Raw genomic sequence first — 20692 nt, 5'->3', positions numbered from 1 at the left:
ACCCACCGCTTCGACACTCTCCCCACCCTCGTATGTTTACGTAAACATTCCGCTGCGCCCGGCGGATCCCGCTCGCGCGCCCGCATCGCCATCCGACAGGAGACCAACTGTGCTCGGTACCAGAAGAAGGCTCCCGGGCGTCGCCCGGCGCCGCATGCGCACCGCCCTCGCGACCTCGCTCGCGGCCGTCGCTGCACTGCTCGTCGGGGGTGCGGCGTCACCTCCGGCCGCAGCCGGCCCCGTCCCGCCGGCCGCGGTCCCCGTCCGCCTCGATCCCGGTTACCAGCAGGCACCGTTCGAGGGGTGGGGCACCGCACTCGCCTGGTTCGCCAACGTCACGGACGGCTGGCCCGACGCCCAGCGCAACCGGCTCGCCGACGCCCTCTACGGCGCCGAAGGACTCGGCCTCACCATCGCCCGCTACAACATCGGCGGCGGTGACAGCCCGGAGACCGAGCCCTACATGCGCCCCGGGGCAGCCGTACCCGGCCACTGGAACCGGCCCGGCCCCGAGACGCCCGACGGGTGGGACCCGGACGACCCCGATCACTGGGACCCGTACGCCGACGGCAACCAGCGCTGGTGGCTCAAGGCGGCCAAAGCCCGGGGCGCCGACACCTTCGAGGCGTTCTCGAACTCCCCGCCGTACTTCATGACCCACAGCGGACTCGTCTCAGGTGCGGTCGACCCCACGCACGACAACCTCCGCCCGGACCAGTACGAGCGCTTCGCCGCCTACCTGGCCGGGGCCCTGCAGCGCGTGCAGAACAGCACGGGCGTCACCTTGGCCTCCGTGTCGCCCGTCAACGAACCGGGCACCGCCTACTGGCGTGCGGGCGGACGCCAGGAAGGCTCCCACTGGGCCCCCGGTTCCCAGGCCCGCATGATCACGGCACTGCGCGCCGAGCTGGACCGCAGCGGGCTGCGCACGCCGATCGCGGCGATGGACGAGACGGACCCGGACATGTTCCGTGCCAACTGGGACGGTTACGGCAGCACGGTCCGCTCCGCCATCGGACGGCTCAACACCCACACCTACGGGACGAACGGGCGCAGCGGGGCACGGGACATCGCCAAAGGCGCGCACACGCCCCTGTGGATGTCGGAGGTGGACCTCGGCGGCACGGCCCCGCAGAGCTTCACCGACATGGGCCCGGCCCTCGACCTCTCCGAGCGCATCACCGACGACCTCACGCAGCTCGAACCGCGGGCCTGGGTGCTGTGGCAGGCCGTCGAGGACTACGAGAACATGACCCCGGCCCACGAGAACTCCAACTGGGGTCTGATCCAGACCGACTTCACCCCGGCCCACGCCGGGACGGAGCCGCTGCGCAAGAACAAGAAGTACTGGGCGATGGCCCAGTACAGCCGGTTCATCCGGCCCGGCTCCCGCGTCATCGGCACGGACGACGACCACACCCTGGCCGCGGTGCGTCCCGGTGGGCAGGGTGCGGTCGTGGTGCACACCAACCCCACGGGTTCGGCCCGGACGATCACCCTGGACCTCACCGGCTTCCGGAGCGTCTCCCCCGCACCGGTGCAGCGCTACACCACGGACGCGACCCGCAACGTCCACCGGGAAGCCGACGTCTCCACCACCGGCAAACGCCTTACCGTGACCCTCGCCCCGCACTCGGTCACGACCCTCGTCGTACCGGGCGCGTCCGGCGTCGACCCCGAGAAGGCGGCCCCCGCGGCCGGTCCCCGGCTCCTGGTCAACGACCACAGCGGTCTTGCCCTCACCGCCGCCTCGGCAGGAGAAGGCAGCGCACTCGTCCAGCACCCCCCGAACCGGCCCGACAGCACACAGCAGTGGACCCTCACCAGGTCGGCGCCCGGTGACTGGAGCAGCACGGCCTCGTACCGAGTGACGAACGCGGGCAACGGCCAGGCCCTCGCTGTCGCCGACGGCGAACTCACCCTGCTCCCCCCGGAACCGTCCGCACAGCAGCAGTGGATGCTGTCCGCCTCCGGAGACGGGCACCACACCTTGGTCAACAGCGCGACCGGCACTCTCCTCGACGTCACCGGCGCCTCCACCGCCGACGGTGCCCCGGTCGGCACCTACCGGCCCAACACGGGGCGCAACCAGTCCTGGACCTTACGCGCGGACCCGGCGGGCGGGTAGTCCCGACGGCGTGAGACGCGCTGCCGGTGGCGGACCCTGCGGCGGTCCGTCACCGGCAGCGCAAGGGGGGCCGCGGGCATGCGGCGTATCGACCTCGTGATGCCACCACGTCGGGAGAAGTGTTGCCCGGCATTCACGCGTCGGCCGCATTGATTGCGTAAACATGTGGCGTCTCGCCCAAGGGCGGTTCGCTCGCGCCCCCACCAGTGGAAGGACCACACACCCATGAAACGCAGGTCTCTGATCGCCGCGACGGCCGGCGCCGTCGCCCTCGGCTCCGCGACCTCGTCGCCGGCCGCGGCACAGCCGGACGTTCGCGGCGCCTGCCTTCGGGGGCTCGGCGACGGGCTGCGCCGCCACCGCCGTGCCGGCAGCGGCAACGGAGGGAAGGCCTGTAGCGGCCGCCCTGGCGATCAGGACCGCGGTCGCGGAGCTCCGCGCGCCCCGGGAGCGGACGAAGGCCGCGCAGCGCGTCGTCGCCCGTGGGCGGGGCGACGTCGCTCCCTTTGCTCAGGTACTCCAGCTCGCCCGTCGCAGGGTCTCGGCGATCTCCGAGGGGTCGGGGGCGGCGTCCGCGGGGTCGTCGGGCCACTGCTGGACGACGGCCGTGGCCCACTCGGCCCAGGTGGCGACGAGTCGGTAGTAGTCGGTGAGGAAGCGGCCGACGAGTACCGTCTGGGCGGCCCGTTCCTGGAACGGGCCCTGGCCGGCCAGATAGGCATGGGCGGCAGCCACGTTGCCCCGGTTCCGCTCCTCGGCCCAGGCCCGGGCGGCGTGGAGGGTGGCCAGGGTGTCGGCGCTGGTGCCGGAGTCGGCGAAGAACACCTTCAGCAGCTGTTCGGACTCCAGCACCAGCCCGGCGCTCGGTCGGGGCAGCCAGTCGGCCAGCGCGCACCGGCCCTCGGCCGTGATGGTGTAGACGGTCCGGGGCCGCCGCCCGACCGCCTCCTTCGTCGCCTCGGCCAGGCCGTGGCGGACCAGCTTCTTCGGCTCCTCGTAGAGCTTGCTCTGGGCTCGGGGCCATATGCGGCCCAGACTGCGGTCCATCTGCTGTGCGAGCTCGTAGGTGCTCCAGGGGCGGACCGAGAGCAGGCCGAGGATCGCGTAGGAGGTGGTGGTGAGCGCCGGGTCCATTGACATCGCCACCCTCGGGGTGTAATCCGGTAAATAGTCCCTTTGGGACTATTTTGGAAGTATAGGTGGTGGTGGCGATGGTCAGCACTCTTCAGGTCGCTCCGTCCAACGCCGAGCAGGCTCGCGCCTGGGACGGACAGGAAGGGGCGTACTGGGCGGAGCACGCCGACCGGTTCGACCGCGCGCTGCGCCCCTATCGCACAGGTCTCCTCGCCGCGGCCGACGTAGCCGCCGCCGACCATGTGCTGGACATCGGCTGCGGCACCGGCGAGACCACCCGCGACGTCGCGCGGCAGGCGAGCAGCGGCCTTGCACTGGGCACGGACCTGTCGGCCGCGATGCTGCGGGTCGCCCGGCAGCGAGCGGCGGACGAGGGGCTGCACAACGCCGACTTCGTGCAGGCGGACGCCCAGGTCCATGCCTTCTCCCCCACATCGTTCGACGTGGCCGTCAGCCGAACCGGGACGATGTTCTTCGCCGGCCCGGTCGCCGCGTTCCGCAACATCGGCGGAGCGCTGCGTCCAGGCGGACGCCTCGTGCAGCTGGTCTGGCAACCGCCGGCGGGCAACGAGTGGCTCCGCTCCTTCACCCGGGCCCTGGCCGCCGGACGATCGTTGCCCACGCCCCCGCCCGACGCGCCCGGGCCGTTCTCGCTGGCCGACCCCGCGCGCGTACGGACCGTTCTCGGCGCCGCCGGCTTCACGGACGTCCAGCTGGAGCCGCACAGCGAGGCGATGTGGTTCGGCCAGGACGCGGCCGACGCGGAGCGCTTCGTGCTCGGCCTGCACGGCTGGATGCTCGACGGTCTCGATGACGAAGGCCGGCATCGTGCTGTCGACGACCTGAGAACCACCCTCACCGCCCACGAGACCGACGACGGCGTTCTCTACGCCTCGGCAGCCTGGATCATCCGGGCGACCCGCCCGTGACGAACCCGGCGGGCCGGAACAAGGGGCGACCACGGGCCTGTTCGCCGGGCCGCTCGCCGGCCGCGAGCACGACACCGCATCCTGCTGCGGTCGACTGCACAGGAAGGGCCCTCGCCGTTGGCGAGCTGACATCGGAATCGAGACCGCTCGCCCCGGGGGGAGGTAGAGCGGCAGTGGCCCCCGACGGGTGAAGTCGTCCGCGGCAGCAGGCTCGTCGGCGAGATCGAGGGCACCTTCCCCGAGCTCACGCTCGAGGTGGGACGACGGCTGCGCCCCGACGACGACATCGTCGTCGTGGAATGGACCTGCGACTACGGAGACGACCACCTCTACCGCAACGTCACCATGGGCGAGCTCCGCGAAGGCCGGGCTGTCCGGGTCACCGGCCACGGGGGCGAACCCGCCGCCACTCCCCCGTGGCGCCGGCCGCTCACCGCCCGCCTCGGCATGCCGGGCGACGGGATCCGGAAGGACCACGACCACCTCGGTCACCCTTGACGCCCCGTCGGCGTCCCCGCCGCTCCCGTATGACGGAAGTCTTACGTCCGCGCGGGGGAGACCCCCCGTGGGCTCCACACTGCGTAGCGTCCGGAGCATGCGCGTACTCGTCACCGGAGGGGCCGGGTTCATCGGCTCCCACATCGTCACCGCCCTGAGGGACCGCGGGCACGAGCCCGTCGTCCTCGACGCCCTGCTGCCCGCCGCCCACCCCGGTACACCGCCCCTGCCCGACCCCGAGTTCGTGCACGCCGACGTACGGGACGCCGATGCGGTCCGGGCCGCGCTGCGCGGAGTGGACGCGGTGTGCCACCAGGCGGCGATGGTCGGCCTCGGGAAGGACTTCGCCGGCGCCCCCGAGTACGTCGGCTGCAACGACCTCGGAACGGCGGTCCTGCTGGCGGAAATGGCTGCCGCCGGGGTGCGGGAACTCGTCCTCGCCGGGTCGATGGTGGTCTACGGAGAGGGCCGGTACACGTGCGGGCAGCACGGAACGGTGCGCCCCGGACCGCGCCGGACCGACGACCTGACGGCGGGCCGGTTCGAGCTCCGCTGCCCCGACTGCGGGGCTGAGCTCGTGCCGGGTCTGGTCGGCGAGGACGCGCCGACGGATCCGCGGAACGTGTACGCCACGACGAAACTGGCGCAGGAGCACCTGGCGGCGTCCTGGGCCCGGTGCGTGGGGGGTCGTGCGGTGTCGCTGCGCTACCACAACGTGTACGGGCCGGGCATGCCGCGCGACACCCCGTATGCCGGCGTCGCGTCCTTCTTCCGCTCCTCCCTCGCCCGGGGCGAAGCCCCGCGCGTCTTCGAGGACGGCGCACAGCGTCGCGACTTCGTCCACGTCAGCGACGTGGCCGCGGCGAACGCGGTGGCGCTGGAGGCCGTCGGCACCCGGCCCGCGGGTGCCCTGACGGCGTACAACACGGGCAGCGGCGAACCGCACACGGTCGGCGAGATGGCCGCCGAGCTGTCCGCCGCGCACGGTGGACCGGACCCGGTGGTCACGGGCGAGTTCCGCCTCGGCGACGTACGGCACATCACCGCCGACTCCGCACGGCTGCGCGAGGAGCTGGGCTGGCGCCCTGTGGTCGGCTTCGCCGAAGGGATGGCCGAGTTCGCGCGGGCCGGGCAGCGCGCATCGGCTGGGGCTGTCGGCTGAGCTCGTGTGGGCGGTGCACCGTCCGCCTGACGTGCAGTGGGCGCGGATCGATCCGGTGCGGCCCAGGCGGGGCGGCCCGGAGCCGCCGGCGATGCCGTCGGCCGGTTCCGCAGCGGGCGGATCCCGAAGGCCTTGTCAGCGGACGACGTCGAAGACGTTCTTCTGCAGACCGTTGGCGTAGGCCTCGTGCTCGACGAGCTTCAGCTTCTGGGTGTCCTTGTCCGTGGCGCTGAAGAGCCGCTTGCCCGCACCGAGCAGGAGCGGGAAGACGATCAGGTGGTAGCGGTCGATCAAGCCGGCGTCCGAGAGGCTCTGGTTCAGGGCGGCGCTGCCGTGGACGATGATCGGGCCGCCCTCGGTCTGCTTCAGAGCGGCGACCTCGTCGAGCGTGCGCAGGATCGTGGTCTCGCCCCAGTTCGAGACCAGGTCGTCCTCCGTGAGGGTGGTGGAGACGACGTACTTCGGCATCACCTTGTAGCCGGCGAAGTCCGCCATCTCCGGCCACACCTGGCTGAACGCCTCGTAGCTGGTCCGGCCCATCAGCATCGCGGTGGCTTCCTTCTGCTCCCGGCCCTTGATGTCGAACGCCTCGGGGAGGAAATCGACGTCCTTGAAGGTCCATCCGGAGTTTCGGTAGCCGGGCTCGCCGCCAGGCCCCTCCACGACGCCGTCGAGGGAGATGAAGGCGGTGCTGATCAGGGTACGCATCTTGGTTCCTCGGTGTCTCGTGTCCGGTTCTCGGCGGATTCGCTCGGCGCGTGAACGGCCCCCGCACTCGCGGCTGCCGCACACCGGCCATGATCTCTGACTGTGGATCACGGAGGAACTCATCGGTCGTCGCCGATTCGATTCCGTGGTCCGTGCGACGCGGCCTACGCGGGGGCCGGGAGGGTCAGTTCGAAACGGCAGCCGCCGGGGACGTTGTGGACGTCGGCTTGGCCGGAGTGGGCCTCGACGATGCCCCGGACGATGGCCAGGCCGAGGCCCGCACCCGAGGGAGGCGTGCGCGCCTGGGAGCCGCGCCAGCCGGTGTCGAAGACGCGGGGCAGGTCCTCCTCGGGAATGCCGCCGCACGCATCGGTGACGGACAGCACCACCGCGTCCGCGCGGCGTTCGGCGGCGATCGCGACGGTGCCGTCGGCCGGGGTGTGGCGGATGGCGTTGACCAGCAGGTTGGACAGCACCCGGGTCATCTCCTTGCCGTCGACCTCCACCGGCAGCGGGGCGACGCTCCCGCCGACCAGGCGCACCCCGTGTTCGCGGGCGAGTGCGTCAGCGCCCGCCAGCGCATCGCCGACCAGGTCGTACAGGGACATGCGGGCGGGGCTGAGGGCGAGCGCCCCGGCATGGATCCGGGACAGCTCGAACAGGTCGGTGACCATGGAGTTGAGCCGCTCCACCTCCGCGCGCATCTGCTGATGGTACCGGGCCGGATCGGCCACGACACCGTCCTCCAGTGCTTCCGACATCGCGCGCAGCCCGGCCAGCGGGGTCCGCAGATCGTGCGAGATCCAGGCGACGAGCTCGCGCCGTGAGGTCTCCAGGGCCCGCTCGCGTTCGCGCGAGGCCAGGAGTCGCTCGCTGGTGAGGGCCAGTTCACGGCTCAGCGCGGCGAGTTCGGCGGGGGCCGGAACGGCGGGAGCCGTGAAGGAGCCGGCTTCCCCGAAGTCGCGTGCCGCACAGACGAGTTCCCGGCACCGCAGCACGACCTGGCGACCCAGCAGCAACGCCGTTCCCAGGGAGACGGCGGCGGCCATCGCGACGACCGTGGTCACCACGGCCAGGTCGTGGGAGGACAGGAACATGGCCCACGCCACCGTGAGCGTACCGGCGAGCATCGCGGACACCGCGACCGCCGCGACGACCCCGAGGGACACGGCGACGCTGCGCCGACGCAGTATCCGCAGCGCGACGGCACCGAGCAGCCCGGCGGCCGCCGCGCCGAGGAAGGCGTACAGGGCGATCAGCAGCAGGTCACGCATGGCCCTCCTCCGCCCGGGCCACGCCCGGCGCAGAACCGGGCGGACAGGGGCCCGCCTCGAAGCGGTATCCGGCGCCCCATACCGTCTTGATCAGCCGCGGGTCGGCCGGATCCTTCTCGATCTTGCTTTGCAACCTGCGGACGTGCACGGTCACGGTGGAGAGGTCCCCGAAGTCCCAGCCCCAGACCTCGCGCATCAGCCGCTCCCGGTCGCAGACCTGCCCCGGGTGCCGCAGGAAGTACACGAGTAGGTCGAACTCCCTCAGGGTGAGGGCCAGTTCCGATCCGTCCCGCGTCGCACGGCGGGCAGCGGGGTCCACCGCAAGGCCGGCCGCCACGAGCAACGGTTCGTCGACCGGGGCCGCCGAGGAGGCCCTGCGCAGGACCGACCGCACGCGCAGGACCAGCTCGCGCGGACTGAACGGCTTGGTCACGTAGTCGTCCGCACCGACCTCCAGGCCCAGGATCCGGTCGTCCTCGTCACCGCGCGCGGTGAGCATGACCACGGGGACAGCAGGCCTCCCGTTTCCGCTCGCACGCAGCCGACGGCAGACTTCCAGGCCGTCCATGCCGGGCAGCATCAGGTCGAGGAACGGTGGGCGGCCTGTTCCTGGATAGCGCCGAACAGCGGGCACTGCGCGAAGCCGTCGCCGACTTCGCCGGCCGCCGTGACCGGTCCGCCGACGGGCCATGGGCCGAGGAGTTGTGGGCCGAGGCCGGAAAGCTCGGCTACCTCGGCGTCAATCTCCCCGAGCAGTTCGGCGGCGGTGGCGCGGGGATCACCGTACTGTCGATCGTGCTGGAGGAACTCAGCGCGGCCGACTGCCCGCTGCTGATGCTCGCCGTGTCACCGGCCATCTGCGGCACCATCATCAGCCGGTTCGGTACCGCCGAGCAGAAGCGGCGGTGGCTGCCCGGTCTGGCCTACGGATCGGTCCGGATGGCGTTCGGGATCACCGAACCCGACGCGGGGTCCAACAGCCACCGGCTCACGACGACCGCGCGCCAGGACGGCACGGACTGGGTTCTGACCGGCCGCAAGGTGTTCGTCTCCGGCGTGGACACGGCCGATGCCACACTCGTCGTCGGCCGCGCGAGCGGAGGCGCCGACGGCAGGCTGAAGCCCTGTCTGTTCATCGTGGAACGTGACACGCCCGGGTTCGAATACCGGGAGGTTCCGATGGAACTCTCCGCCGTTGAGCGCCAGTTCCAGCTCTTCCTGGACGGCGTACGGCTGCCTGCCGAAGCCCTGGTCGGCAACGAGGTCGCGGGCCTGCCGCAGTTGTTCGCCGGCCTGAACCCCGAGCGGGTCATGATGGCCGCGTTCTCGGTCGGCATGGGCCGGCGCGCCCTGAACACGGCGGTGGAGTACGCCCGTACCCGCCAGGTCTGGTCGGTTCCCATCGGCGCCCACCAGGCCATCGCCCATCCGCTCGCCCAGATCCACATCGAACTGGAACTCGCGGGTCTGATGATGCGCAAGGCCGCCCATCTGTACGACCACGGGCACGACGTGGCCGCCGCAGAAGCGGCCAACATGGCCAAGTACGCCGCCGCCGAGGCCGCGGTCAGAGCCGTTGACCAGGCCGTCCAGACACTGGGCGGCAACGGGCTCACCGCCGAGTACGGCCTCGCCGCTCTGCTGCCCCTCTCCAGGGTGACCAGGATCGCGCCGGTCAGCCGCGAGATGATCCTCAACTTCGTGGCACACCACACCCTCGGCCTGCCGAAGTCGTACTGATCACTGCTGGACAAGGCGTGTCCGATGCCTCGGGCACGCCTTCGTCGTGTTCGAGCCCCGGCACCGGGGCACGGCTGCGGCCCGCCCCGGCCCGGTGGTTACCGGGAGCGGGACGGGCCGTGGCAGGGACCGGGTTCCGTCAGAGGTACGAGTTGGCCGGGTTGAAGCCGTCGCCCAGCACCGGAATGCACTTGTGCTGCTTGATGTCGAGGTTCGAACCGTCGAACGTGTCGCCGGTGGTGCGCTGCGGGTAGACCCAGGTGTCGCCGAGCGTGTAGCGCGCGTTCACAGCCAGGCGGAGCCGGGCGTCCGGCTTGGAGGCGCGGGAGCGGTGCATGCACCGTTCGGTGAAGATGATGTACTCGCCCGCGTTCATGGGCATGGTCTCAGTGGCCCCGGGTGCCAGCTCGAGGGCTCCGTGACTACGGCCAGCAGGCCGGCGCAGCGCTCGGTGCTCCATCACGCCGTCGTCGTCGGAGACGTCCGTCAGAGGGAGCCAGAGCGTCCAGCTCCACTGGCTGGAGGGGTTCATCGGGAAGCGCCGGCCGGTGGCCGCCGACTTCCTCGCCGTCGAAGTACCCGTACTCCTGGTGCCAGTCGATCGCCCCGTCGCCGGGGAACTTCTCGAAGGGCTTGCTGCGCCACAGGACCAGCGAGTCCGCGCCGGTCGCCTGCTCCAGCGACTTGATCAGCTCGGGTGCGGTCAGCAGTTCGCGCACCTTCTCGTTCACCAGGTGCCAGTCACGGACCGAGTACCGGTTGTACAGCGGGTGGACGGGCTGGTTGTCGAGCACGTCCTGGAAGAACTCGCGGAGCTCCCCGACGGTGTCCTCCGAGGCGAATCGCGGGAACGGGCCCACGAATCCGTTCTTCTCCAGCGCGTCACGGGGAGATACTTCGGTTGTCATCTTCATGTCCTTCACAAAGGGAATCAAACGTGAGGGTTGGTCAGGAAACGTCGGCGAGCTGTTGGGGCGGCGACGTCTTGACCCGCCGCTTGCGCTGCCACTTCTCGAGCAGGCTCAGGCCCGGACTCGTCATGACCGTGGTGATGACGGCCACGACGACCAGCTGTGCGAACACGGTCTTGGTGATCAGGCCGGCCTCCAAGCCGATGTTCAGGGCGACGAGTTGGACCAGGCCGCGCGTGTTCATCAGCACCCCGACCTGGGCGGCCTGCACCCAGTCCCGGTCGTGCCACAGCTGGGCGGCCGTGCAGGCGCCGAGCTTGCCCACCACCGACACGGCCAGGAAGATCAGCACTCCGGTCACCACGGCGACGGAGCCGAGCAGCTGGACGTCGGTCCGCAGACCGGTGTAGACGAAGTAGAAGGGCAGGAGCAACCCCACGGCGACGGGGCGCACGGTGTCCGTCCACCGTGACAGCGCCTCGCTCTTGGGGAAGGCCAGTCCGAGGGCGAAGGCCCCGATCACCACGTGGAGTCCGAGGAACTCGGTCGCCGCGCACGCCGCGAACAGCAGGGCGCTGACGAGCGTGAGGAAACCGGTGGTGCTGCCCTGCTCGTCGCCGGTCCGGGCCATGTACCACCGCAGGCCGGGGCGCACCACGCCGAACAGGACCGCGATCAAGGCCGCGAAGCCGAGGGCGGTGACGACGGGATCCACGTCGCCGGCGGCCGCGAAGGTGAGCATCAGGGCGATGCCCAGCCAGGCGATGACGTCGTCGATCGCACCGGCGCCGAGGGCGATCGTAGCCGTCCGGGAGCCGAGCAGCCCGCGCTCCTCGATGATGCGAGCCAGCACGGGCAGCGCCGTGATCGACACGACGATGCCGATGTAGAGGGCGCCCGAGGTGCTGCCGCCCTCGGGGACCATCTCCGGGCGGTTGCCGAAGAGCCAGACGGTGACGCCGACGCCGAGGAGGAAGGGTACGGAGATGCCCGCCAAGGAGACGGAAAGGCAACGTCGGAGCAGTCCGCTGCCCTTGGTCAGCGAGCTGCTGAACTCCAGTCCTACGAGGAACATGTAGAAGGCGATGCCCAGTTGGCCCAGGGCGTACATGACGGGGCGCGTCTCGCCCGGGAACATCCACTTCTGCGCGTCCGGCAGCAGCATGCCGAACAGGGACGGACCGAGCGCGATGCCCGTGATCATCTCCGCGATCACGGGCGGCTGGTTCAGCCGGACCATGACGGCGGTGAGCAGCCTGCACACGACGATCATCGTCACCGCGCACAGGAGGAACTTCGTGAGCAGCTCGGACGACATGCCGGTCAGCCCCCCATCGCGGCGATGAGGCTCTTGGGCCGCATGTCGGTCCAGTTCTGCTCGATGTAGTCGAGGCAGGCCTGGCGCGTGTCCGCGGCCTTGGCCACGTGCCATCCGTCGGGGATCTCGGCGAAGTGCGGCCACAGGGAGTGCTGGCCTTCGTCGTTGACCAGGACCACGTAGGTGCCGTCGGTGTCGTCGAACGGGTTGCTCATGACGTCTTCTCTTTCTGTGGAGCGGATGGTGAATGCACGTGTGTCAGGCCGACAGGCCGGTCAGGCCCGCGGCGGGCGCGTTGACGAGGACGGCCATGTTTCCGGCCGGGTGTCGGTTCTCGTGGACGAGTTGGTGTGCGTGGGCGATGTCCTGGAACTTGAGGGTGCTGCTCAAGCAGGGGTCGATCCGGCCCGAGCCGACGAGGTCGATGATCGCCTTCGTCTCCTGGACGTTCGCTGCGTGCGAACCCTGGAGCCGCTTCTGGAACATCCACAGGTAGCGGAGGTCCAGGTCGCCGTTGTAGCCGCTGGTGCCCGCGCAGGTCACGACCATTCCGGCGTGATCGCACAGGTAGACGGACGTCGGAAGGGTGTCCGCGCCCGGGTGTTCCAGGACGATGCGGGGCGGGCGGCGCTCCCCGAGCGCGTCCCAGAACGCGCGGCCGAAGGCGCGGGCCCCCGCCAGCCAGGTCGCGTACGCCTCGGTGTCGTCGGAATCCGGCAGCCGGCCCAGTGGGTGAAGTCGCTGCGGTTGGTGACGCCTTCGGCGCCGAGCTTGAGACAGTACTCCGCCTTGGCGTCGTCGGAGACCACGGCGATGGGCCGGCCGGCGAAGTGCTTGACGATCTGGATCGCCATGGAGCCCAGGCCGCCCGAACCGCCCCAGATCAGGACCGGATCGCCGGGGCGCACCACGTTCGGCGCCCAGCCGGACAGCTGGCGGTAGGAGGTAGATCCGCCGGCGAGGAAGCAGCCGGCCTCCTCCCAGGTCAGGTGTGCGGGTTTGAGGTGGCACTGGTACTCGTCGGCGACCGTGAACTGGGCGAAGGAGCCGTAGTTCAGCTCGTATCCCCAGGCGCGCTGCGAGCGTGAGGCGATGGGGTCGACGCCGAGGCGAATGTCGGGCGCGGACTCGTCCCAGCAGACGCCGCCGACGATGACGTGGTCGCCGACCTTGTACTGGCGGACTCCCTCGCCGACGGCCCAGATCACCCCGGAGCCCTCGGAGCCCGCGATGTGGAACTCGTCCGGATCGCCCTGCTTGCGCCGGGCGGCGATGACATCGGCCGGTGTGCCGAGTCCCGCCCACACGCCGTTGTAGTTGACCCCGGCGGCCATCATCATGATCACGACCTGGCCGCGGCCCGCCTTGGGGACGGGTACGGTCTCCACCTTCATGGCCTGCGAAGGCTGTCCGTACCGCTCGGGGCGGATGACAGCGGCGTACATGTGGCTGGGGACGTGCCCCAAGGGGGGAATCTCCCCGCGTTCGTCCAGCTCCTTCACCGTGTTCTCCTCGGTGGTCATGCGCGGGTCGGCCGCGGCCTCAGTTCGGCATTGAGGGGGGCGGCGATCTGCCGGAGAGCGTCGCGCCGCAGCATTTCGCGGTGCTCGCAGGGGACGGAGTGGACCGTGACGGTCCCGCCGACGTACGGCTTCCAGTCCTCGGCGGTGCCGGGGCGCTCCTCGCCGGCGGCGACGAAGAGGAGCATGTCCCCGTCGTAGGAGGCCGGCGTGTGCGCGCCCTGGAGCATCACGTTGTTCCGATGGGTCTCGACGAGAGTGGCCAGGGTGCGCTCCACCCAGGGACGATGCACCGTCGTGGACGTCGCCATGACGCCGTCCGCGGAGCCGTCCGGAGGGCCGGTGCGGTATCGGCGGCCGCAGGGGTTGACGCTGTCGTGGTCGGCGCCGGGCTCGGCGCCTTCACCTCGTTCGAGGAGGGTGAGTGCGGCGGCCGCCGTTTTGAACAGTGGCTGCTTGGAGGCCGGGGCCCCGTCGGTGACAGTGGCCTCGTTAGCGGCCCGGCCCGGTGTGGTGGCGTCAGGGCCGGAGCCGGCGGGCGTGTCCCAGTAGCCGTAGCGGAACGGGACGAAGAGCACGCCCGGGCGCGGGCCGGTGATGCGGAGCCGTCCCCGCAGCGCGCCGCGGGGTGTGCTGACCTCGGGCAGATCTCCTTCGGCGAGGTCGAGTGCGGCAGCGTCTTCCGCGAGACGGTCAAGATCACCGGCCTGAACGACCCCAGCGTCGACCTCCACGGCAAACTCACCGGCGAACTCGCCAGCCACTGACCGCCCCCGACGCTCCCACGGGGCGGCTCCCAGGCTGCGCCCAGCAGTGTGTGGGGAGAGATCACCGTGGTGGCCGCTGAACTCGAGGCGGACGCGCCACGCCGACCGCGTCTCATAGGACTGCGTCGTCCAGCTCATGCCTGTGGATGTCGTGTGGTCCTCGCGACGGCGCCACTGCTTCCCCGGGTTAATAACGGGTAAAACGATAGAAAGGGGAGAATCTTCGCGCGTTCCCGGACTCACCAGGAGGCTGGCGATGGATCCTTGGCTGATCTGGTTGATCGCCGCTCTAGTGCTGGGAGCGGCAGAGCTCGCCACCCTCACCGCGGCACTCGGGTTGCTCGGCGGCGCAGCTTTGGTCACAGCCCTGTTCGCCGCGGTCGGCCTGCCCCTGCCCTGGCAGTTCCTCGTGTTCGCGGTCGCGGCGACGGTCGGCCTGGTCTTCGTACGCCCCCTCGCTCTCCGCCGCCTGTCCTCGCGTCCCGAAGAGCGTTTCGGGGTGGACGCTCTGCTCGGCGCAGCCGCCTACGTCACTTCGGAGGTGTCGAAGCTGGGCGGCAGAGTCCGTATCGGCGGTGAGGAGTGGACGGCCCGCGCCTACGACGAGACGCTGGTGATCCCTCCCGGAACGACCGTCGACGTCATCGAGATCAAGGGCACCATCGCGCTGGTCTACCCCCGGGAGTGAACCATGGAAGTGTCCGCGTTCCTCATAGTCGGTCTGCTCGTGGCGGTGCTCGCGGTCTTCACCGTGGTCCGCGCCGTACGCATCGTCCCCCAGGCCCGCGCACGCAACGTCGAACGACTGGGCCGCTACCACCGCACTCTCAAGCCCGGACTCAACGTCGTCATCCCGTACATCGACCGCGTCTACCCGGTGATCGACCTGCGCGAGCAGGTCGTCTCCTTCAAACCACAGCCGGTCATCACGGAGGATAACCTGGTCGTCGAGATCGACACCGTTCTGTACTTCCAGGTCACCGACCCGCGCGCCGCCGCCTACGAGATCGCCAACTTCCTGCAGGCGGTGGAACAGCTGACGGTCACCACGCTGCGCAACGTGGTCGGGTCCATGGACCTCGAGAAGACTCTGACCTCGCGCGACACGATCAACAACCAGCTCCGAGGTGTCCTCGACGAGGCCACCGGCAAGTGGGGGCTCAGGGTCAACCGGGTGGAGATCAAAGCCATCGACCCGCCGCAGTCCATCAAGGACGCGATGGAGAAGCAGATGCGGGCCGAGCGGGACAAGCGGGCCGCCATCCTCGGGGCCGAGGGGCAGCGCCAGTCCCAGATCCTCACCGCGGAGGGCGACAAGCAGTCCGCCGTCCTGCGGGCCGAGGGCAACCGGACGGCCGAGATACTCAAGGCGGAGGGGCAGGCGCGGGCCATCGACGAGGTGTTCCAGGCCGTCCACCGCAACGACCCCGACCCCAAGCTCCTCGCCTACCAGTACCTCCAAGTGCTCCCCCAGCTCGCGCAGGGCCCGGGGAACACGTTCTGGGTGATACCCGGTGAAGTCACCTCTGCCCTCCAGAACGTCACCCGCGCCTTCTCCGAAGTGCTCCCCCAGTCCGCAGCGACCCGCGAGGCGTCCTCGGACGACTTGGCCGTGCAGGCCGCGAACGACGCGGCGAGGGCGGCGGAAGCCGCCGCCGAGGCGCTCGCCGATGCCGCCGAGGCGGACAGCGAAGCCGCCGGCGCGCTCGCGGCGCGACGCCAGTCCGCAGGACGCGGCACAGAGGCAGCATCAGAGCCCGGATCACTGGACTGACTCCCCGCTCGCGGATCACCTCTCACTGCGGACGCGCCCGGCTCCGGCGGAAGGGGTTCCGCAGTTTGCGTCGGCTCGGCCACGGGAGGGGATACGAGTCCCGGCTGCCCGGCACGCCGTCCTCGCCCGGACCCGGGGCCGCAGGGGTGTGCCTCCCGAACGGGGGTCCAGGCGCGCTTCTCACCCGCCTCAGCGGCCTCCCGGGGCGTCTGCTCGTCGGCTGAACGGCTGCGCGTGCCGACCGCCCACGGCCACCGGAATGACCCTCGTCATCTCGAAGACACGGGAGACCAGCAGGTGCGGCGGCGGAAACGGCGTACGCCGTAGACGGTCACTCTTCGCGGAGCACCCGGACGTTCGTGACCTCCGTGGCAACCGCGTCCGGCACGACCGTGCCCGCCTCGACCCCGGTCCGCAGGTAGCGCAGTACATCTGCGGTCAGGCGCTCTCCGGACAGGGCAGCCGGACCGGCACACCGCTTCGCCGAGCACGGCCCGCACCCTGGGGTCGGCGCCCCGTCCCTGCTTGCGCCCCGGAGGAGTGAACGGGGTGTGGCCGCTTTCGTGGTAGGCGGCCAACGCATCGAGTACCGGTGCCTTCGACTGGTCCATGACACGCGCCTCTTCCGTGACCCCGACGAAAACGGACATCCGGTGGGAAGGGCGACCAGCACGTGGCGCTTCGTTCCTGGCGGCCTGGTCAGGAGGCCGGGCCGAGATGCTGTTCCAGCCAGTCCGCGGCAGCGCGCCGGTAGAGCCGCCGGTTGTCCGCCCGAAGGAATTCGTGGCCCTCGTTGCGCAACGTCAGCTGCCGCGCGGGCACGCCGCGGTCGCGTGCCGCGCGGACGAACTGCTCCGACTCCGTCGGCGGCACGTTGGTGTCGTGCTCCCCGTGCACGGCCAGCACAGGGGCGCGCAGTTGATCGATGCGGCTCATCGGGGACAGGGCGCGCAGCAGCTCCCGGTCGTGTTCGGGATGGCCGTACTTGGCGGCCGCGGACCGGGCGATCCACGGCTCCGTACCGGCGAAGAACGTGGCGAAGTCCGACATCCCGCAGACCGCGACCCCGGCCCGGAAGAGGTCGGGATGCCACACGAGGGAGGCCATGGTGAGGTAGCCGCCGTACGAGCGGCCCATCACCCCGAGCCTCAGGGGGTCGGCGTACCCGAGCGAGACCACGTGTGCGGCGCAGTCGGCGACGTCGTCGATCGCCGCGAACCGGCCGGCGCCGAGGTCGGCGTCCACGAAGGACCGGCCCCGGCCGGACGAGCCGCGGACATCGGGAGCGAACACGTCCAGTCCTCTGCCGAGGAGCTCGTGGTAGAGCGGATTGAACACCGGCCGTTCCTGTTCCTCCGGTCCGCCGTGGAGGTGGATCACGCACGGGGCCGGCCGGCCGGGGTCCTGCCCCGGGGCACGGTAGTACCAGCCACCGAGTACGAGCCCGTCCCGGGCCTCGCAACGCAGGGGCACCGGGCGTACGGGAGGCCGCCCGGGCGGGACCGCGTCCTCGTCCCGCGCCGACCAGCCGGTGCGCGCGGCGACGAGGGCCTCGTCCAGTTCCCAGATGCCGGGCCTGCGCCGGGATCCCGAGAGGGCGGCGAACAGCCCGCCGCGTTCCAAGGGCGCGATCCGGGTCACCACCTCGTGGGGCAGGACGGGATGGTGTCGCGGTCCGATGTCGCCGTCCGTATGGCGGAGGTGGAGTCCCACGCTTTCCAACTCGGTCGCGCCGTGCGCGTTCCATGCCAGCACGGCCCACCGGCCGTGGTCGGGCACACTCAGCAGATCGAGGGCGGACTTCTCCCGCTCGGCGGCGACGGACAGCCCCCGGGACCTTCCCTCCGCATCCAGCCGCACCCTCAGCAGGGCCGCGAACTCCCGCTCCGCGTCGCTGCGCAGCCACAACGTCCGCGCATCGGCGGAGAACCGGCCGATCCAGGGGTCCCCGTCGGCGACGTGCAGCGCGAAGGTGGTGCGGCCCGCAGCGGTGTCGAGTACGAGGGCCTCCCGCCGGCCGCGCGGACCGCGCCGGACGAGCGCGAAGCGGCCGTCCGCACTCATGTCGCACACCCGCAGGGAGGCTGCTCCCTCCTCGCCGAACAGCAGAACGGGGCCGGTGGCTCCGTCGGGGTCCACCAGGTAGACGGCCAGGCCGCCGCTCCGGGCCGAGCCGAGCTCCGCGACCGGCACACCGCTCGCCGGAGAGCGGGCCGCTTCGAGCACGGACGGCGCGGGGCCCCGCCGGACCGGTGGTTGCGCGGCCCCTCCCTCGAGCAAGGTGGCCGGGCCGCCGCGTTCGGACCACGCCGAGCCCGGTGTCCTTCCGCCGGCCGGCGATGCCCCGTCCGGCGGCAGATGTCCTGGTCCAACGTGCTCCGAGCCCGCCGCGGAGGGCTGGGCGACCGTGATGGCAAGGGCCGTGCCGTCACGCGTCCAGCACCCGAGGTGAGCCGAACTCCCCGGATCCGCGCCCGCAAGTACCCGGCGTCCGGTGCCGTCCGGCCGCACCACCAGAACCCGAGTGTGCTCGCCACCCCCCGGCGCCGAGGTGTAGGCGATCCAGCGCCCGTCCGGCGACCAGGACACCTCGGTCACCGGGTCGGGATCGCCGTCCATCACGTGCACCTCCGTCCCCCGGGCGGGCCCGCTCCACAGCTGGGGGACCCCGGCCCGATCGCAGATGAACGCCACATGCAAGCCCGTCGGGTCCGCCGACGGGTACCAGCAACCGTGGGCGGCCAGGAGGGTCGGCGGGTCGACGCCGCGATGGCCCGGCATCCGGACCGGCGCGGGGGCCGGCGTCGGGCCCGGCACAGGGTCCGCCGGGGGCGCTCCGGCGACGGGGGGACCGGCCGTCCCGCGGGGCGTTTCGTGCACGTGCCTCAGAGGCTTCGTGTGCTCCAGGGGCATGGGCCGCCTCTCCCAGGCTTCGCTTGCAAGTGCCGACCGCTCAGTGGTTCGCTCAGTGGTTCGCTCAGTGGATACCGTGCGTCTGCAGCCAGATTTCCAACGACGCGACCTGCCACAGGGTGTTGGCCCCGCGTTTGGTGCGATGACGGTTGGGTGCCTCGAGCAGCTCGTGGACCAGGCGCTGGTCGAAGATGCCGCGTCGGCGTGCTTCCGGGGCCGTGAGGGCGTCGCGTACGCGAGCGAGCACGGGCTCGGCCATGTGGCGGACCGCCGGCACCGGGAAGTAGCCCTTCGGCCGGTCGACGACTTCAGGGGGCAGGATCTTGCGTCCGATGTCCTTGAGCACGGCCTTGCCTCCCTGTGCGAGCTTGAGCTGCGGAGGGCAGGCCGCGGCCAGTTCGACGAGTTCGTGATCCAGGAAAGGCACCCTCGCCTCCAGGCCCCAGGCCATCGTCATGTTGTCGACCCGCTTGACCGGGTCGTCGGGCATGAGCGCGTGGACGTCCATGCGGAGGGTCGCGTCGAGAGCGGTCGTGGCCCCCGGTGCGGCCATGTGCGCCCGGACGAACTCCGTCGAGGCGTCGTGGCCGGCGGTGAAGTCGGGGTGCAGCATGGCGGTGAGATCGGCGTGCGTCCGGTCGAAGTACGCGTCCGCGTATGCTTCGTCGGCATCCGGCCGGGCGGCCGAGGCGATCTGCGGGTACCAGTGGTAACCGGCGAACACCTCGTCCGCGCCCTGACCGCAGAGCACGACCTTGACCTCCTTGGAGACCTGTTCCGACAGCATGTGGAACGCGACGGCGTCGTGGCTGATCATCGGCTCGCTCATGGCGCCGATCGCGGCTTCCAGCGCTGAGGGGAGCCGATCGGACGGGATCATGAACTGATGGTGGTCGGTCGAGAACCGGCTCGCGATCAGGTCCGAATACCGGAACTCGTCTCCGTCCTCCCCGTTCTCCGCCTCGAAGCCCATGGCGAAGGTCGCGAGGGCCTCCTGCCCCGCCTCGGCGAGCAGCGCCACGATCAGGCTCGAGTCCAGCCCGCCCGAAAGGAGCACGCCCACAGGGACGTCCGCGACCGTGCGCCGCCGGACCGCCGTGCGCAGCGCGTCGTGCACCGCCTCCTGCCAGAGGGCCGGATCCTCGCCGAGCTCGGAGTGCCGGGTGTACGACGGCTGCCAGTAGCAGTGGTCACGGTGCGTCCCGTCCGGCTCCACGACGCGGACGGTGGCCGGCGGGAGCTTCTGTACGCCGGCCAGTACGGTGCGGGGCGCCGGGACCGTACCGTGCCAGCTCAAGTACTGGTGCAGTGCCACCGGGTCGAGGGACGTGTCGACTCCGCCGCCCTCCAGCAGGGCGGGCAGGGAGGAGGCGAAGCGGAGCCGGTCGCTGTCCTGGGTGACGTACAGGGGCTTGATTCCCAGCCGGTCACGGCCCAGCACGACACGGCCGGTGTGGTGCTCGACCACAGCGAAGGCGAACATGCCGATGAGATACTCGACGCACTCCCAGCCCCACTCGGCGTACGCCTTGACGACCACCTCGGTGTCGGAGCGGGAGAAGAAGCGATGCCCGAGCCCCTCCAGGCGGTCACGCAGCTCACGGTAGTTGTAGACGCAACCGTTGAAGACCGCGGTGAGACCCAGTTGCGCATCGGTCATGGGCTGGGCACCGCACTGGGAAAGATCGATGATCTTCAGGCGCCGATGCCCCAGCGCCACAGCACCCTGCGACCACGCCCCTCGGCCGTCCGGTCCCCGCGGCTCCAAGATATCGGTCATTCGTTCGATCGCAGCGAGGTCCGGCCGTCTACCGTCGAAGCGCATCTCCCCGCTCAACCCACACACGGGGCACCCACCACGTGCACGGCACCTCGGAGGCGCCACCCCCTCGCGCCCTCACTCTCCGTGGAACACC

The 20692-nt window shown here is 70.9% G+C and carries 18 protein-coding genes and 3 pseudogenes; 7 read left to right on the top strand and 14 right to left on the bottom strand.

The window, feature by feature from the left end; genetic code table 11:
• The first annotated feature begins 109 nt into the window (after positions 1 to 109).
• Positions 110 to 2128, top strand: a complete 2019-nt coding sequence (locus tag RIU97_RS35820; protein ID WP_404961647.1) for a glycoside hydrolase — start codon at positions 110 to 112, stop codon at positions 2126 to 2128.
• Between the two features lie 510 nt (positions 2129 to 2638).
• Here RIU97_RS35820 and RIU97_RS35815 read toward each other — a convergent pair.
• Positions 2639 to 3268, bottom strand: a complete 630-nt coding sequence (locus RIU97_RS35815; protein WP_404963059.1) for a helix-turn-helix transcriptional regulator — start codon at positions 3266 to 3268, stop codon at positions 2639 to 2641.
• A gap of 71 nt (positions 3269 to 3339) precedes the next feature.
• Here RIU97_RS35815 and RIU97_RS35810 point away from each other — a divergent pair, with 71 nt between their 5' ends.
• The 3 genes from RIU97_RS35810 to RIU97_RS35800 all read left to right on the top strand — a co-directional run bounded on the left by RIU97_RS35810 (position 3340) and on the right by RIU97_RS35800 (position 5851).
• Positions 3340 to 4191, top strand: a complete 852-nt coding sequence (locus RIU97_RS35810) for a class I SAM-dependent methyltransferase (protein WP_404961646.1) — start codon at positions 3340 to 3342, stop codon at positions 4189 to 4191.
• A gap of 255 nt (positions 4192 to 4446) precedes the next feature.
• Positions 4447 to 4689: a hypothetical protein gene (locus RIU97_RS35805; protein ID WP_404961645.1), complete on the top strand. Its 243-nt coding sequence runs from the start codon at positions 4447 to 4449 to the stop codon at positions 4687 to 4689.
• 97 nt (positions 4690 to 4786) lie between these two features.
• A complete protein-coding gene (locus RIU97_RS35800) occupies positions 4787 to 5851 on the top strand; it encodes an NAD-dependent epimerase/dehydratase family protein (RefSeq protein ID WP_404961644.1) in 1065 nt (354 codons plus the stop codon).
• Between the two features lie 135 nt (positions 5852 to 5986).
• Here RIU97_RS35800 and RIU97_RS35795 read toward each other — a convergent pair whose 3' ends face one another.
• From RIU97_RS35795 to RIU97_RS35785, 3 genes are all read right to left on the bottom strand, one after another.
• Positions 5987 to 6559 carry a dihydrofolate reductase family protein gene (locus RIU97_RS35795; RefSeq protein WP_404961643.1) on the bottom strand — a complete coding sequence of 191 codons (573 nt, stop codon included), beginning with the start codon at positions 6557 to 6559 and terminating at the stop codon, positions 5987 to 5989.
• Between the two features lie 164 nt (positions 6560 to 6723).
• The gene (locus RIU97_RS35790; RefSeq protein ID WP_404961642.1) at positions 6724 to 7833 is read right to left on the bottom strand and encodes a sensor histidine kinase; all 1110 of its coding nucleotides are present in this window, start codon (positions 7831 to 7833) and stop codon (positions 6724 to 6726) included.
• Positions 7826 to 8524, bottom strand: coding sequence for a winged helix-turn-helix domain-containing protein (locus tag RIU97_RS35785; protein WP_404961641.1), 699 nt, complete (start codon positions 8522 to 8524; stop codon positions 7826 to 7828). Before RIU97_RS35785 ends, RIU97_RS35790 begins: the two co-directional genes overlap by 8 nt.
• Here RIU97_RS35785 and RIU97_RS35780 point away from each other — a divergent pair.
• Complete coding sequence (locus RIU97_RS35780; protein ID WP_404961640.1) at positions 8428 to 9573, top strand: acyl-CoA dehydrogenase family protein; 1146 nt, start codon at positions 8428 to 8430, stop codon at positions 9571 to 9573. The two genes, RIU97_RS35785 and RIU97_RS35780, sit on opposite strands and share 97 nt — an antisense overlap.
• Positions 9574 to 9712: 139 nt before the next feature.
• Here the strand turns inward: RIU97_RS35780 and RIU97_RS35775 are convergent, their stop codons facing one another.
• The 7 genes and pseudogenes from RIU97_RS35775 to RIU97_RS35745 all read right to left on the bottom strand — a co-directional run.
• The gene (locus RIU97_RS35775; RefSeq protein ID WP_404961639.1) at positions 9713 to 9955 is read right to left on the bottom strand and encodes a hypothetical protein; all 243 of its coding nucleotides are present in this window, start codon (positions 9953 to 9955) and stop codon (positions 9713 to 9715) included.
• A gap of 40 nt (positions 9956 to 9995) precedes the next feature.
• The gene (locus tag RIU97_RS35770) at positions 9996 to 10481 is read right to left on the bottom strand and encodes a hypothetical protein (protein ID WP_404961638.1); all 486 of its coding nucleotides are present in this window, start codon (positions 10479 to 10481) and stop codon (positions 9996 to 9998) included.
• 40 nt (positions 10482 to 10521) lie between these two features.
• Positions 10522 to 11802 (bottom strand): cation:proton antiporter, encoded by a 1281-nt coding sequence (locus RIU97_RS35765; RefSeq protein WP_404961637.1) that lies wholly within the window; start codon positions 11800 to 11802, stop codon positions 10522 to 10524.
• A 5-nt stretch (positions 11803 to 11807) separates the two neighbouring features.
• The gene (locus RIU97_RS35760) at positions 11808 to 12017 is read right to left on the bottom strand and encodes an MbtH family protein (protein WP_404961636.1); all 210 of its coding nucleotides are present in this window, start codon (positions 12015 to 12017) and stop codon (positions 11808 to 11810) included.
• A 43-nt stretch (positions 12018 to 12060) separates the two neighbouring features.
• Positions 12061 to 13325: pseudogene (gene ccrA, locus RIU97_RS35755) on the bottom strand (crotonyl-CoA carboxylase/reductase).
• Positions 13322 to 13600, bottom strand: coding sequence for a hypothetical protein (locus RIU97_RS35750; protein ID WP_404961635.1), 279 nt, complete (start codon positions 13598 to 13600; stop codon positions 13322 to 13324). Before RIU97_RS35750 ends, ccrA begins: the two are co-directional and overlap by 4 nt.
• Positions 13552 to 14008: pseudogene (locus RIU97_RS35745) on the bottom strand (molybdopterin dinucleotide binding domain-containing protein); the annotation flags it as partial. The gene RIU97_RS35750 and the pseudogene RIU97_RS35745, both read right to left, overlap by 49 nt.
• A 337-nt stretch (positions 14009 to 14345) precedes the next feature.
• On the opposite strand from RIU97_RS35745, the gene RIU97_RS35740 reads away from it, so the two are divergent.
• Both RIU97_RS35740 and RIU97_RS35735 read left to right on the top strand, forming a co-directional pair.
• Positions 14346 to 14777, top strand: coding sequence for an NfeD family protein (locus RIU97_RS35740; protein ID WP_404961634.1), 432 nt, complete (start codon positions 14346 to 14348; stop codon positions 14775 to 14777).
• Between the two features lie 3 nt (positions 14778 to 14780).
• Complete coding sequence (locus RIU97_RS35735) at positions 14781 to 15863, top strand: SPFH domain-containing protein (RefSeq protein WP_404961633.1); 1083 nt, start codon at positions 14781 to 14783, stop codon at positions 15861 to 15863.
• Positions 15864 to 16327: 464 nt separating this feature from the next.
• On the opposite strand, the pseudogene RIU97_RS35730 reads toward RIU97_RS35735, so the two are convergent.
• The 3 genes and pseudogenes from RIU97_RS35730 to RIU97_RS35720 all read right to left on the bottom strand — a co-directional run.
• Positions 16328 to 16474: pseudogene (locus RIU97_RS35730) on the bottom strand (ornithine decarboxylase); the annotation flags it as partial.
• An 88-nt stretch (positions 16475 to 16562) separates the two neighbouring features.
• Positions 16563 to 18776 (bottom strand): S9 family peptidase, encoded by a 2214-nt coding sequence (locus RIU97_RS35725; RefSeq protein ID WP_404961632.1) that lies wholly within the window; start codon positions 18774 to 18776, stop codon positions 16563 to 16565.
• Between the two features lie 64 nt (positions 18777 to 18840).
• Complete coding sequence (locus RIU97_RS35720) at positions 18841 to 20622, bottom strand: N-acetylglutaminylglutamine amidotransferase (protein ID WP_404961631.1); 1782 nt, start codon at positions 20620 to 20622, stop codon at positions 18841 to 18843.
• Positions 20623 to 20692: the final 70 nt, after the last annotated feature.

It is taken from the genome of Streptomyces sp. 147326 (assembly GCF_045000215.1).
Lineage (GTDB): Bacteria > Actinomycetota > Actinomycetes > Streptomycetales > Streptomycetaceae > Streptomyces.
Note: the sequence above shows the minus strand (reverse complement) of the source record. Positions and strands in the feature narration are given on the sequence as shown.